Source organism: Microbacterium sp. NPDC057659, from assembly GCF_042799915.1.
Classification (GTDB): Bacteria; Actinomycetota; Actinomycetes; order Actinomycetales; family Microbacteriaceae; genus Microbacterium.
In genome coordinates this window covers 643,137-656,916 of the sequence record NZ_JBHVHU010000001.1, presented here as the reverse complement: position 1 = coordinate 656,916, position 13,780 = coordinate 643,137, and the positions used below count along the sequence as shown (strand labels likewise).

The window sequence follows — 13,780 nt, the reverse complement described above, 5'->3', positions numbered from 1 at the left end:
GATTCAGCGCAGCCGGAGCTGCAGGTCGTAGATGGGCGCCTGGGCGTCCTCGATGGTGGGACGCGCGCGCTCGAGGGCGAGACGCTCGCGACGCTCCTGTTCGGTGATGCGGTCGTCGTGCCGCAGTGTCCGCTCCAGCAGCCAGAGGCCGATGCGCAGCCTCAGCCGATCGGCCGGAGTCAGGTACTGACGCTCAGCGGCGTCGGGGAGGGTGAGGATCTGGCGATCCTCGGTATCCGGCGGGTGCCCCTGACGCTGCAGGGTGCCGGGGGTGAGCAAAGAGGTATTCACGGTGATTGGTTCCTTAAAGGTCGATCGATGGGACGATCTGGGGTGGTCGTCGCGCGCTCAGCGGCGGACGGATCCACGGAAGCCGGCGGTCTGCCGGCCGGAGAGGCCGGCGGATGCCGGTGATGCGCTGCCGATGGTCGGCGAGTTGCGCGGGAGGCGTCAGACCTGTGGCGTCGATGCGACGACAGGGACGCGGCGATCGGATACCGGCACAGAGGTGCCGGGAGGATCGAGGAGGGCGGGGCGCCTGTTAACTCAGCCCGGAGACTCCGACGGGAGAAACCGAGTGCGCGAAGCACGCGAACGAACGCGCGGCTGGGCCATTGAGGCGGGCATCAAACTTCGTGATCATCATCGGTCTCTCCTTTCCTTCAAGCGATCGGTGAGTCACGCTAGCGGGAAATTCACAGCCGAGTCAAGCGTTCGGGTGTGTCCTCGGCGTGTCGCGTATGGGCGGATCGGTCGCGGGACGGCGCGGAATCCCCTGAAGAGCCGCGTGATTCCGGTAGCGTATGGGCGTGATTCCCCCGACCCCGAAGGCGCCTGCATGCATCTGAAGAGCCTCACGCTCAAAGGCTTCAAGTCGTTCGCGCAGCCGACGACCTTCGTCTTCGAGCCGGGCGTCACCTGCATCGTCGGCCCGAACGGATCCGGCAAGTCGAACGTCGTCGACGCCCTGGCCTGGGTGATGGGGGAGCAGGGCGCGAAGACCCTGCGCGGCGGCAAGATGGAGGACGTCATCTTCGCCGGCACCTCCACACGCGGGCCCCTCGGCCGCGCAGAGGTGCAGCTCACGATCGACAACTCCGACGGCGCGCTTCCGATCGAGTACGCCGAGGTCACGATCAGCCGCACCCTGTTCCGCAACGGGTCGAGCGAGTACGCGATCAACGGCACCGGATGCCGACTGCTGGACGTGCAGGAGCTGCTCAGCGACTCGGGCCTCGGCCGCGAGATGCACGTCATCGTCGGCCAGGGGCGCCTCGACACCGTGCTGCAGGCCTCGCCGGAGGACCGCCGTGGATTCATCGAGGAGGCCGCCGGCATTCTCAAGCACCGCCGTCGCAAGGAGAAGACCCTTCGCAAGCTCGATGCGATGGAGACCAACCTCACCCGTCTCAGTGACCTGGCGGGGGAGATCCGACGGCAGCTGAAGCCGCTCGGCCGCCAGGCCGAGATCGCGCGCGAGGCGCAGACGATCGCCGCGGTGGTGCGCGATGCGAAGGCACGTCTGTTCGCCGATGACGTCGTCGCGCTGCGGACGACGCTCGCCGACCACACCCGCACCGAGAACGAGCGGCACACGGAGCGCCTGGTGCTCTCCGAGCAGGTCGATGCCGCGCACACGGGCATCCTGCGCCTGGAGGCCGAGCAGAACTCCGCAGCCGTCGACGAGGCCCGGCGTGTGGCGTTCGGCCTGGAGCAGGTGCAGGAGCGCATGCGCGGGCTGTTCACGCTCGCGAACCAGCGTCTGGCGCTGCTCGGCAGCGAGGACGACGACGCGGTGACCGCGATCACCGTCACGCAGACCACCATCGACGAGGCCAAGGACGAGATCACCCGCATCTCCGAGGGGCTCGGCGACGCGCAGGACGCCGCGGCCGCCGCGAGCCGTGAGGTCGTGCAGGCCCGTGCCGAGCTGGACACTCTGGATGTCGACATCGCGGAGCAGAGCGCGCTCGTGTCGGCCTACGACATGCGGCTCACCACGTTGCGCGGTAACGCGGATGCCGCGGCATCGGCCCTGGCCGCCGTGCGTGGCGCAGTGCTGCGACAGGAGAACGCGCTCGAGGCCGCGCAGACGCGCCGCCGAGAGGCGGCCGAGGCTCTCGAGGCGTTCGAGGAGGGCGAGGCGCCGGAGGGTTCGGCTGCCGAGCACGCCGCGGCCTACGAGACGGCGCAGCAGGCGGCGACCTCGGCGGAGGCCGAGCGTGACGGACTGCGTGAGCGCCTTCATGAGGCGGAGCGCGAGGCCGACGCGCTGACCGCGAAGGCGGCGGCGCTGACCAGCGCGCTTTCGTTCTCGGGCGGTGCCGCGGATCTGGTCGCTGAAGGTGTACCCGGCGTGCGGGGTCTCGTCGGCGACTCGGTGCAGGTCACGGCCGGATTCGAGGCGGCGATCGCCGCGGTGCTCGGTCCGCTCGCCGAGGGCGTGCTGGTGGATGCTGCCGACGACGCATTCGCGCTGGTGCCGCACACACAGGGACGCGGAGCCATCGACATCGTGATCGGGTCGGCCGGGTCGGAACGATCCGCCGGTTCGGCAGCCGTCGTCGCCGGAGCAGTGTCGGCTGCCGAGGTGGTGACCGCACCGGCCGGCGTGCTGGGAGTCCTCGGGCACGTGCTCATCGTGGATGACCTCGACTCGGCGCGCAGTGCGAGGGCCGCGCTGGACGCGCTGAGCGACACCACGACGACGATCGTGACCCGTGGCGGCGAGATTCTCACCGCGCACACGCTGCGGGCAGGTTCGGGGGAGCGCTCGCGACTGGAGCTGGCGGCCGAACGGGATGCGGCGGCAGAGCGCCTGGACGAGGTCCGGGCGACCGTCGAGGAGCTGCGCGCGCAGCGAGCAGAGGCCACGGATCGCGTCGAGACGACGCGGCGCGAAGCCAAGGAGGCGCTGCAGCGGCTGCGCGAGCACGACGCCGCGCTGGCCACGCACGCCGAGCAGCTGAACCGGGTGACCGTGCAGCACGAGGCGGCGGTCGCCGAGTGCGATCGGCTGGAGTCCGGGTTCGGACAGGCGCAGTCGGCGGTGACGGACGCGGAGAAGGCCATGGCGACGGCGAAGGCCGAGCTCGAGGCAGCTGAGGGCGAACCTCGACCCGTGCTCGACGCGTCGGCGCGCGACGGCCTTCTCGAGGCGCTCGAGACGGCGCGTGAGGGCGAGGTGCGGGCGCGGCTCGAGATCGAGACTCTGCGCGAGCGGGTGCGCGCCGCGCAGACCAGGGTCGCGACGCTCGAGCGCCAGCGCGAGTCCGAGCGCGCCGCAGCCGAGGAGGCTGCCCGGCGGGCTGTCATCAGGCGTGCCCAGCGGGAGGCCGCGAGCGGTGTCGCCGACGAGCTGCCGCGGGTGCTCGACTCGATCGATCGGTCGGTCACCGAGGCTCGGATGGCGCTGGCCGAGGCCGAGGCGGAGCGCTCAGCGCAGAACGAGGAGCTCAGCGCGCTGCGCGCCCAGGAGACTGCGCTGCGCGAGCGTCTTGCCGGCCTCACCGAGAGCGTGCACGGCCTCGAGCTGCAGATCCACGAGAAGAAGCTGCACCTGAGCAGCCTGCTGGAGCGGGTGTCGTCGGAGCTGGCGCTCGATGAAGATATTCTCGTTGCGGAATATGGTCCCGATCAACTGGTTCCCCGCGATCCGGGTGCCGAGGAGCAGGACGAGGATGCCGCCATCCCGTTCGACCGCCGGATCCAGGAACGCCGTCTGAAGGATGCCGAGCGCAAGCTGGGACAGCTCGGCAGGGTCAATCCGCTCGCGCTCGAGGAATTCGCTGCGCTCGAACAGCGGCACGCGTTCCTGACTGAGCAGCTGTCCGACCTGACGAAGACCCGCCAGGATCTGCTGACGATCATCGCCGAGCTCGACGAGCGGATGCAGACGATCTTCGCCGCCGCGTTCGAAGACACCAGGCAGGCCTTCACCGAGGTGTTCCCGGTGCTGTTCCCCGGCGGCGCCGGCAGCATCTCGCTGACCAAGCCCGATGACATGCTCACCACAGGCATCGAGGTCGCTGTGCGACCGGTCGGCAAGAAGATCGAACGGCTGTCGCTGCTCTCCGGCGGCGAACGATCATTGGCCGCGGTGGCACTGCTGGTCGCGATCTTCAAGGCGCGTCCGAGCCCGTTCTACATCCTCGACGAGGTGGAGGCGGCGCTCGACGACGCGAACCTCGGCCGGCTCCTGGCGGTGTTCGAGCAACTGCGCGAGAACTCGCAGCTGCTGATCATCACGCACCAGAAGCGCACCATGGAGATCGCCGACGCCCTGTACGGCGTGTCGATGCGCCAGGACGGCGTCTCCGCGGTCGTCGGCCAGCGCGTCGGCGACCGTGCAGCGGCGGCTGTCTGAGTCGTCATTTCTCTGTTACTCTCCGTGCCATGGGGAAGAGAATTCTGGGGTCGCGCGCATTCGGCGCCGTCGTCGTCGCCGGCGCGCTTCTGATCGCGCCGGTCGCCACAGCGAGCGCGGCGGCCGCGGCAGCGCCGGGCGGCGTGTCGAGTGCAGCCGTGCGCGTGGTCGGGTACAAGAACTGCACCGCGCTGAACAAGGTCTACAAGGGCGGCGTCGCGAAGGCCGGCGTGAAGTACAACAAGGTCAACGGCAAGAACCGCGCATTCAAGGTGAAGCCGATGATCAACACGGCGCTGTACAACGCGAACCGGAAGCTCGACCGTGACAAGGACGGCATCGCCTGCGAGAAGGGCTGAGCTCCGACCGGATAGCCTGGAGTCATGGCGGAGAAGTCCTGGTCCCTCGGTCGCGCGCTGCGTGGCATGTTCGTCAAGCCCACGATCGATGAGACGACGTGGGACGACCTCGAGACCGCGCTGATCGGGGCCGACTTCGGCCCTGACATCACCGAGCGCATCGTCGACGAGCTGCGTGCGAAGGTCGAGCGCTACCGCACGACCGACCCGAAGGACCTGCAGCGGATGCTGCGCGAAACGCTCGAGGAGCACTTCGCGAAGTTCGACACCACCCTGAAGCTCTCCGAACGCCCGGCGGTGGTGCTGGTCGTCGGCGTGAACGGCGTCGGCAAGACGACGACGATCGGCAAGTTCACCAAGTTCCTGCGCGGCTACCAGCGCAGCGTGGTGGTCGGAGCTGCCGACACTTTCCGCGCGGCGGCGGTGGATCAGCTCGCGACGTGGGCGCAGCGCGCCGGCGCGGCGATCGTGCGGCCGGAGCAGCAGGGGCAGGACCCGGCGTCGGTCGCCTTCCAGACCGTCGACTACGCGAAGCAGAACGGCATCGAGATCGCGATCATCGACACCGCGGGCCGCCTGCACACCAAGGGCGGCCTGATGGACGAGCTGGGCAAGATCAAGCGCGTCGTCGAGAAGCAGGCGCCGATCAGCGAGGTGCTGCTCGTGCTGGACGCCACGACCGGACAGAACGGCGTGATGCAGGCCGAGTCGTTCCTGCAGCACGCCGGCGTCACCGGGCTCGTGATCACCAAGCTGGACGGCTCCGCGAAGGGCGGGTTCGTGCTCGCTGTGCAGGAACGCACCGGCATCCCAGTGAAGCTGCTCGGTCAGGGCGAGGGCATCGATGACCTCACTGGCTTCACCCCGCACGTGTTCGTGCAGTCGCTCGTCGGCGCCTGATCCGAACTCAGCCGCAACACTGGCGCGTCGGGCTGGCGCAACACGCACAAGGCTGGTTGCATAGCGATATGGCGATCGAACACGACTACTTCGGACTGCTGTCCTCGGGGCCGGACGGGTCGATCTTCTGGTCGGAGCGAGTCGACCTCGGCGACCAGTCGGTCACCGTCGATCTCACTGCACCGGACCAGGACGACGTGTCGATCGACGCCCTGGACATCGCCGCGGCACTCATCAGCGGGCTCGAGGATGTGGATGCCACCGCGCGCCGCTCGATGCTCTCCGAACTGGACGACCGCACCAGCGAGGTGACCGAGTACATCCTGCAGCAACAGGAGGAGTTCGGCGATCAGCTCGCCGAGGTGCTCGTCGACGTCTCGGGCGATGATGCGGTCGACATCATCCGTTCGCTCACGCTGGTCAGCATGACGCTGCTCGTCGACGAGCACGGCGGCAATGATCCGTTCGCCGTGCTGGAGTACATGCTCGACGCCGGCGGCGCGGATGACGTACTGCTGGTGAACCTCGCCTCCGACGGCTCGGTGCTGTCGGTGATGAGCGGCGACTGATCCCCACGCCCACTCCGGCCGTCGCTCCGCGCCGCCCCGAGCCTCCGGGCGAGTGCCCCCCCCCCCGAGCGCGTCCGTTCCGGGGCGACGCGGCGCCTTCCTAGACCGCCTGCGCGAAGCCCAGGTCGGCGCTCTCCGCGATGTGCGCGAGGTGCGGCGGGATCTCCCGGCCCTTCGAGATCATCGACTGCGCCCACAGGCGTCCGGCGCGGTACGACGAGCGCACCAGCGGACCGGCGAGGATGCCCAGGAACCCGATCCGCTCGGCCTCGGCCTTGAACTCGACGAACTCGTCGGGCTTGACCCAGCGCGCCACGGGCAGGTGACGGGGCGAGGGGCGCAGATACTGCGTGATCGTGATGATGTCGCATCCGGCGTCGTGCAGGTCCTGCAGAGCCTGCACCACCTCCTCCGGCTCCTCACCCATGCCGAGGATGAGGTTCGACTTCGTGATGAGGCCCGCCTCGTGTCCCTGCGTGATCACGTTCAGCGAGCGCTCGTACTTGAACGCGGGGCGGATGCGCTTGAAGATGCGCGGCACGGTCTCGACGTTGTGCGCGAACACCTCGGGGCGGGCGTCGAAGATCTGGCCGAGGAATGCCGGGTCGGCGTTGTGCTCGTTGGCGAGCAGCTCGACGCCGGTGTTCGGGTTCATTGCGTGGATCTGCCGCACGGTCTCGGCGTTCAGCCATGCGCCGGTGTCGGGCAGGTCGTCACGCGCGACGCTGGTGACGGTGGCGTAACGCAGGCCCATCCGCTGCACGCTCTCCGCGACGCGGCGGGGCTCGTCGGTGTCGTAGTCGTCGGGCTTGCCCGTGTCGATCTGGCAGAAGTCGCACCGGCGCGTGCACTGCGAGCCACCGATGAGGAAGGTGGCCTCGCGGTCCTCCCAGCATTCGAAGATGTTCGGGCAGCCGGCCTCCTGGCAGACGGTGTGCAGATCCTCGGTCTTCACCAGCGACTGCAGCGCCTGGTACTCCGGGCCCATCTTCGCCTTGGTGCGGATCCATTCCGGCTTCCGCTCGATGGGGGTCTCGGCGTTGCGGACCTCGAGACGAAGCAGCTTGCGTCCCTCCGGCGCGGCGCTCATGCGGCGACCTCCGTCGCGTACTCGGCGGCGAAGGCGTCGGAGACGGCGTGCACGATGTCGGCCGGCGACACGTCGCGCCCCGTGACCTCGCTGACGGTCGTGACCCCGGCATCCGTGATCCCGCACGGGATGATGCCGCGGAAGCCGGCGAGCGTGTTGTCGCAGTTGATCGCGAAGCCATGCATCGTCACGCCCTGCTGGACGCGCACGCCGATCGCGGCGACCTTGTCCTCGCTGAGCGGGCGGCGCACCCACACGCCGCTCCGGCCCTCGACCTGGTAGCCGTCCACGCCGAGCGGCTGCAGGATGCTGATCAGCAGACGCTCCATGCGGCGCACGTGCGCGACGACGTCCATCGGCTCGGGCAGACGCACGATCGGGTAGCCGACCAGCTGACCTGGACCGTGCCAGGTGATCTTGCCGCCGCGGTCGACGTCGACCACAGGGGTGCCGTCCTGCGGACGCTCCTGCGGCTCGGTGCGCTTGCCGGCGGTGTAGACCGCCTCGTGCTCGAGCAGGAGCAGGGTGTCTGGCCGGTCGCCCGCGACGACGTCATGGTGCACGCTGCGCTGCAGCTCCCATCCGTCGAGGTAGGGGACGAACTCGGGGTCGAGTCCGGCGATCTGGATGTCGAGCATGTGTGCGCTCCATCGGGTCACGGTTATTGGATCGCGTCCAAGAATACAGCCGTTCGGTGAGCCGGGCGCACCGATACGCTGTGGCACATGGATTCACCGTCGCGAGCAGGCCGCCCTCGGGCATCTTCGAGGGAGACGCTTGCGGAGGCCGCATGCGAGCTGTTCCTCGAGCAGGGATATGACGCGACCTCGGTGGCCGACATCACCCAGCGCGCCGGCGTGAGCCGCTCCAGCTTCTTCAACTACTTCTCGTCCAAGAGCGACGTGCTGTGGTCCGGCCTCGACGCGCGCATCGACGACGCGCTCGTCGCCCTGGCGGCGCTGGGAACGGATGCCACGGGGCCGACCGTCCGGGAGGCACTGAGGCACGTGATCAAGGACTTCGCCCCTGACCCGCTGGCACTCGCCATCCGCAACGAGGCGGCCATGGGGCTCGAGGCCGAGCTGCAGCGTGACCGCGGAGTCCGGCACGGCCGGCTCGCGTCTGCGGTCGCGTCGGCGGCACGCGCATCCGGCGTCGAGGAGATCCCGGCCGACATCCTCGGCGCAGCCTGCGCCGCCGCGGTGCTGTCCTCGATCAGGGTCTGGGCCGAGCAGGGAGCAGGGCAGGCATCGCTCGAAGCGCAGTTCGACGCCGCACTGCGGTGCATCCACGATCTGCCCTGGGCATAGCGGGAGTGCGCCGCGTGCGCGTCACCGGCGCGCGAAGGAGCGGTTGCGCGGCACCGCGCCCCGAGGCTGGGCTCCCGTGACGGAGGTCAGTCCCGGAACGGTGTGATCGAGGCGCCGATCGAGTTCAGCCGCGACCACAGGTCCTCGTAGCCGCGCTCGATGACGGCGATGTTGCGCAGGACGCTCGTGCCCTTGGAGGCCAGCATGGCCAGCAGGATCACGACGGCCGGGCGCAGCGCGGGCGGGCAGATGACATCGGCGGCCGACCAGTGCGTCGGTCCCGTGACGTCGAGACGATGCGGATCGCGCAGTCGGATGTCGGCGCCCAGCCGGGTGAGGTCGGTCAGGTGGATCGCGCGCCCCTCATACACCCAGTCGTGGATCAGCGTGGTCCCGGTCGCGCAGGCGCCGATGACGGTGAAGAACGGGAGATTGTCGATGTTGATCCCGGGGAACGGCATCGAGTGGATCTTGTCGGCCGGCGCACGCAGTGCTGAGGGATGGACGGTGATGTCCACGAGGCGAGTGCGGCCGTTGGCGGCGGCGTACTCAGGGGAGACGTCGTAGCGGAGTCCCATTTCGCCGAGGACGCTCAGCTCGATCTCCATGAACTCGATCGGAACGCGCGAGACGGTGATCTCGGACCCGGTGACAACGCCGGCGGTGATCAGCGTCATCGCCTCGACCGGGTCCTCACTCGGCCAGTAGTCGACGTCGGCGTCCACATCGCGTCGGCCATGGATGCGGAGCGTGGTCGTGCCGATCCCCTCGATCCGGATGCCGAGCAGCTCGAGGTAGAAGCAGAGGTCCTGGACCATGTAGTTGGGGCTCGCGTTGCGGATCACGGTGATGCCGTCCCGCCCTGCCGCCGCCATGATGGCATTCTCCGTGACGGTGTCGCCGCGCTCGGTGAGGACGATCCGCAGCTCCGACTCGTCGACGTCCGACACCCTGGCGGCGTACCACCCGGACGTCGCCTCGACGGAGAGGCCGAAATGACGCAGCGCGATCATGTGCGGTTCCACCGAGCGTGTGCCGAGGTCGCATCCGCCGGCGTAGGGGAGTGAGAACGACTCGTGACGTCCGATCAGAGGACCGAGGAACATGAGCACACTGCGGGTGCGACGCCCGGCATCCTCGTCGATGGATCGCAGGTCGAGATCGCGAGGCGCGCGGATCTCGAGATCCTCGCCGTTCTCGGACCAGACTGCGGAGACGCCCATGCTGCGCAGGACATCGATGATGCGATCGACCTCGACGATGCGCGCCACGCCGTGCAGGGTCGTGCGACCCCTGTTCAGCAGACTCGCACAGAGGAGTGCGACCGCGCCGTTCTTGCTCGACTTCACGGCGATCGAGCCCGAGAGTCGACGCCCGCCGTCGACGCGGATGTGCTCCGCCGTGCGCGGTTGGCCGAGCGTGAGGATCTCGTTGCCGAGCGCCGCGTTGATCCGTGCGAGCAGTTCGAGGGTGAGGTTCTGGCCTCCCCGTTCGATGCGGTTGATCGCACTCTGGCTCGTGCCGACGCGAGCGGCGAGCTGCGCCTGGGTGAGGTCCTGCGTCTGCCGTGCATCGCGGATCAGGCGGGCGGCGGTGTACTGAAGCGGCTCGCCCGTGCCGGAATCGTCGCTGGTCGTCGTTCCGGCGGGAAGGTCTGCGATCGTCATGAGAGCGAATATACCGGTCGTGAGATGCGAGTGGCTCGTTTATGGTGTTCTGATTCTGATCGCAAAGGAGTTTATCTCCTTTGTGAGATGTTCCCGGTCTGGACTTGCGGTCTTCCCACGCGCCGAGAAGGACCCCTCCGCTCCCGTAAACTTGAGGCATCATGGCTACCTTTGGCACGCTCTCCGATCGGCTGACCGAGACCTTCCGCAACCTGCGCACGAAGGGCAAGCTCAGCCCCGCCGACGTCGACGGCACCGTCCGCGAGATCCGTCGCGCCCTGCTCGACGCCGATGTCGCGCTCCCCGTCGTCAAGGACTTCACGGCGAAGGTGCGCGAGCGCGCCCTCGGCGATGAGGTGAACAAGGCGCTGAACCCCGCCCAGCAGGTGGTTCAGATCGTCAACGAGGAGCTCATCGCGATCCTCGGTGGTCAGCAGCGCCGGCTCGAGTTCGCGAAGACTCCGCCGACCGTGATCATGCTCGCGGGCCTGCAGGGTTCGGGCAAGACGACGTTCGCGGGCAAGCTGGCCAAGCAGCTGCAGGGCGAGGGCCACACCCCGCTCCTGGTCGCGTGCGACCTGCAGCGCCCGAACGCGGTGACCCAGCTGACCGTCGTGGCCGAGCAGGCCGGAGCGGCGATCTATGCGCCGGAGCCGGGCAACGGCATCGGCGACCCGGTGAAGGTCGCGAAGGACGGCGTGGAGCACGCCCGCCGCACTCAGCACGACGTGGTGATCATCGACACCGCCGGCCGCCTCGGTGTCGATGCCGAGCTGATGAAGCAGGCCGGCGACATCCGCAAGGCGACGAATCCCGACGAGGTGCTGTTCGTCATCGACGCGATGATCGGTCAGGACGCGGTGAACACCGCGAAGGCCTTCCAGGACGGTGTCGACTTCACCGGCGTCGTGCTCTCCAAGCTCGACGGCGACGCTCGAGGCGGCGCCGCGCTCTCGGTAGCCTCGATCACCGGCCGCCCGATCATCTTCGCCTCCACCGGCGAGAACCTCGACGACCTCGAGCAGTTCCACCCCGACCGCATGGCGAGCCGCATCCTCGATCTCGGTGACATCCTCACCCTGATCGAGCAGGCGCAGTCCGCATTCGACGAGGCCGAGGCGATGAAGGTCGCCGAGAAGCTCGCGAACGAGGCCTTCACGCTCGAGGACTTCCTCGAGCAGATGCAGCAGATGCGCAAGATGGGCTCGATGAAGAAGATGCTCGGCATGCTGCCGGGTATGGGGCAGATGAAGCAGCAGCTCGACGACTTCGACGAGCGCGAGATCGACCGCACCGAGGCGATCATCCGCTCGATGACTCCCGCCGAGCGCCGCAACACCAAGCTGCTCAACGGCTCGCGTCGCCTGCGCATCGCGCGCGGTTCCGGCATGACCGTGACCGACGTCAATCAGCTCGTGCAGCGCTTCGAGCAGGCCGCGAAGATGATGAAGACGGTCGCCCGCGGCGGAACCCCGCAGATTCCCGGCATGGGCCCGATGGGCAAGCCCGGTGCATCCGCCAAGCGCGGTAAGAAGAGCGCCAAGGGAAAGAGCGGATCGCGGTCGGGCAACCCCGCCAAGCGCGCCGCCGAGAACGCCGGCGTGGGCGTCGCACCCGCCGAGGCGACCGGTTCCGGCTTCGGCCTCGGCGGCCAGAAGGCGCCGAGCGAGGCCGACATGGCCGAGATCCAGAAGCTGTTCGGAAAGGGCTGAGTCTCAGCCAGGACACGAAACGCCCCGCGGACACGCGGGGCGTTTCGTCTTGTCCTTCTCGCTCAGCGGTCGGCGACCGCCGCGCCCGCATCGAGATCGACACCGTGCTGCTCTCGAAGCGACCTGATCGTCTCCTCGACCTCGACGTCCGTCTTCTCGGCATCCCAGCCGAGCACGGCGGCCATCGCCTCTGCGACGGTGCGCACGGTCGCGGCATCCGCGTCGCCCGTGAACACCAGGTTCGTGCGGCGGAACAGCACGTCGGAGACACGGCGGGCGTGCTCCTTCTCGATCATCCAGAGCAGCTCGCGCGTGGACAGCTGGTCGCCGAGCAACGGCTCGTCATGCCCGTCGGCGAGGTACGCGGCGACGTTCGCCGCGCGCGTGCCGTACCGGACGAACAGCACCCGCCCCCGTGCGGTGTCGCCGACGTTCTGCCGGAGCCATTCCACGGTGCGCCGCGGCGTGCGGGGATACCCGTTGCCACCGCCGATGCGCACACCCTTGGTCCTGGTCACCCTCGGGCGGCCGAGCTCGGCGAGCACACGATCGGCAAGCGACTCCCCGAGGGCGCGGAACGTGGTCCACTTGCCGCCGACCAGACTGAGCACCGGCGGGAGCCCGGCATCCCTGCGCCGTTCGATCCGGTAGTCGCGCGACACGAAACCGGGAGCGGTGTCATCGTGGTGCGGCAGCGGGCGGATGCCGGAGAACCGATAGACGATCTGGGAGCGATCCACGGGAATCGTCGGGAACACATGTCCGATCAGATCGAAGAAGTAGTCGATCTCCTCCTCAGTGCACACGGCCGGCTCTCGAGGGTCGGCTTCGATGTCGGTGGTGCCGACGAGCACCTTGCCCTTGAGCGGATAGATCAGCACGATGCGGCCGTCCGAGTGCTCGAAGAAGATCTCCCGTCCACCGGTGGCGGCCATCAGTTCGGGGTGGTCGAGAACGATGTGCGAGCCCTTCGTGCCACCCATGAACGCCGTGTCCGTGCCGAGGGCGGCGTTGGTGAGGTCGGTCCACGGTCCTGAGGCGTTCACCACCACGTCGGCGATGATGCGGAACTGCTCGCCGGACTCCCGGTCGCGCAGCAGCACGCCGTCGGAGTCCAGGCCGATCGCCTCGACGTGGTTCAGGGCGCGGCCACCGGCCTTCTCGCCGTCGCGCAGCACATCCAGCGCGAGTCGCTCCGGGTCGTGGGCGGAGGCGTCGTAATAGGTCGCCGTGTACTTCACCCGGGGATTCAGATGGGGGAGTGCCGCCAGCGACTTTCGGCGCCCGTGGAACCGGTGCCTCGGCACCGTGCCGCCGTCCCTCGAGAACGTGTCGTAGATCGTCAGCCCCGTCTTGATCAGGAGCGCGCCGCGCTCGCGCGGCTTACCGGAACCATGGAAGAGGAACCGGAACGGCGCCGTGAGGATGCCGGAGAACGTCGAGTAGATGGGGATCGTCGTCTCGAGCGGTCTCACATAGTGCGGAGCGGTCTTGAGCAGGTCGTTGCGCTCCTGCACCGACTCCTTCACGAGTCGGAACTCGCCGTTCTCGAGATAGCGGATGCCGCCGTGGATCATGTGGCTGGACGCCGAGGACGCCCCCGATGCGAAGTCCTCACGCTCCACGAGCAGCGTGTCGACACCCTGCAGGGCGAGGTCGCGGAAGGTGGAGATGCCGTTTATGCCGCCGCCGATTATCAGGACGCTCGCACGCCCGGCCTCTCGTGCTGCTCGGACATCTGTGCGCTCGCTCGTGGCCACGGCGGTCCCTCCCCGGATTCGTCTCCTCCATCCTCGCATCCGGGGCC

At 68.5% G+C, this 13,780-nt stretch carries 11 protein-coding genes; 6 read left to right on the top strand and 5 right to left on the bottom strand.

The window, feature by feature from the left end; all coding sequences use genetic code 11:
* Positions 1-3: 3 nt before the first annotated feature.
* Positions 4-291 carry a hypothetical protein gene (locus ACFVAE_RS03220; protein ID WP_378857646.1) on the bottom strand — a complete coding sequence of 96 codons (288 nt, stop codon included), beginning with the start codon at positions 289-291 and terminating at the stop codon, positions 4-6.
* Positions 292-838: 547 nt separating this feature from the next.
* On the opposite strand from ACFVAE_RS03220, the gene smc reads away from it, so the two are divergent.
* The 4 genes from smc to ACFVAE_RS03200 all read left to right on the top strand — a co-directional run bounded on the left by smc (position 839) and on the right by ACFVAE_RS03200 (position 6,194).
* On the top strand, positions 839-4,366 hold the full coding sequence (gene smc / locus ACFVAE_RS03215; RefSeq protein WP_378887809.1) for a chromosome segregation protein SMC: 3,528 nt from the start codon (positions 839-841) through the stop codon (positions 4,364-4,366).
* Positions 4,367-4,395: 29 nt separating this feature from the next.
* Positions 4,396-4,725 carry an excalibur calcium-binding domain-containing protein gene (locus ACFVAE_RS03210; RefSeq protein WP_378887807.1) on the top strand — a complete coding sequence of 110 codons (330 nt, stop codon included), beginning with the start codon at positions 4,396-4,398 and terminating at the stop codon, positions 4,723-4,725.
* Between the two features lie 24 nt (positions 4,726-4,749).
* The gene (gene ftsY / locus ACFVAE_RS03205; protein WP_378887805.1) at positions 4,750-5,625 is read left to right on the top strand and encodes a signal recognition particle-docking protein FtsY; all 876 of its coding nucleotides are present in this window, start codon (positions 4,750-4,752) and stop codon (positions 5,623-5,625) included.
* Positions 5,626-5,693: 68 nt separating this feature from the next.
* Positions 5,694-6,194, top strand: coding sequence for a DUF2004 domain-containing protein (locus tag ACFVAE_RS03200; RefSeq protein ID WP_378887803.1), 501 nt, complete (start codon positions 5,694-5,696; stop codon positions 6,192-6,194).
* Positions 6,195-6,294: 100 nt separating this feature from the next.
* Here the strand turns inward: ACFVAE_RS03200 and lipA are convergent, their stop codons facing one another.
* Both lipA and lipB read right to left on the bottom strand, forming a co-directional pair.
* Positions 6,295-7,284, bottom strand: coding sequence for a lipoyl synthase (gene lipA / locus ACFVAE_RS03195; protein ID WP_378887801.1), 990 nt, complete (start codon positions 7,282-7,284; stop codon positions 6,295-6,297).
* A complete protein-coding gene (gene lipB / locus ACFVAE_RS03190) occupies positions 7,281-7,943 on the bottom strand; it encodes a lipoyl(octanoyl) transferase LipB (protein WP_378887799.1) in 663 nt (220 codons plus the stop codon). The genes lipA and lipB overlap by 4 nt, the downstream gene beginning before the upstream one ends.
* A 66-nt stretch (positions 7,944-8,009) precedes the next feature.
* On the opposite strand from lipB, the gene ACFVAE_RS03185 reads away from it, so the two are divergent.
* Positions 8,010-8,594: a TetR/AcrR family transcriptional regulator gene (locus ACFVAE_RS03185; protein WP_378887797.1), complete on the top strand. Its 585-nt coding sequence runs from the start codon at positions 8,010-8,012 to the stop codon at positions 8,592-8,594.
* Positions 8,595-8,680: 86 nt separating this feature from the next.
* Here the strand turns inward: ACFVAE_RS03185 and ACFVAE_RS03180 are convergent, their stop codons facing one another.
* A complete protein-coding gene (locus tag ACFVAE_RS03180) occupies positions 8,681-10,261 on the bottom strand; it encodes a helix-turn-helix domain-containing protein (RefSeq protein WP_378887795.1) in 1,581 nt (526 codons plus the stop codon).
* 161 nt (positions 10,262-10,422) lie between these two features.
* Here ACFVAE_RS03180 and ffh point away from each other — a divergent pair, with 161 nt between their 5' ends.
* A complete protein-coding gene (ffh, locus tag ACFVAE_RS03175; protein WP_378887793.1) occupies positions 10,423-11,973 on the top strand; it encodes a signal recognition particle protein in 1,551 nt (516 codons plus the stop codon).
* Positions 11,974-12,035: 62 nt separating this feature from the next.
* Here ffh and ACFVAE_RS03170 read toward each other — a convergent pair whose 3' ends face one another.
* Positions 12,036-13,772 (bottom strand): glycerol-3-phosphate dehydrogenase/oxidase, encoded by a 1,737-nt coding sequence (locus ACFVAE_RS03170; protein ID WP_378887791.1) that lies wholly within the window; start codon positions 13,770-13,772, stop codon positions 12,036-12,038.
* Between the last annotated feature and the right edge of the window lie 8 nt (positions 13,773-13,780).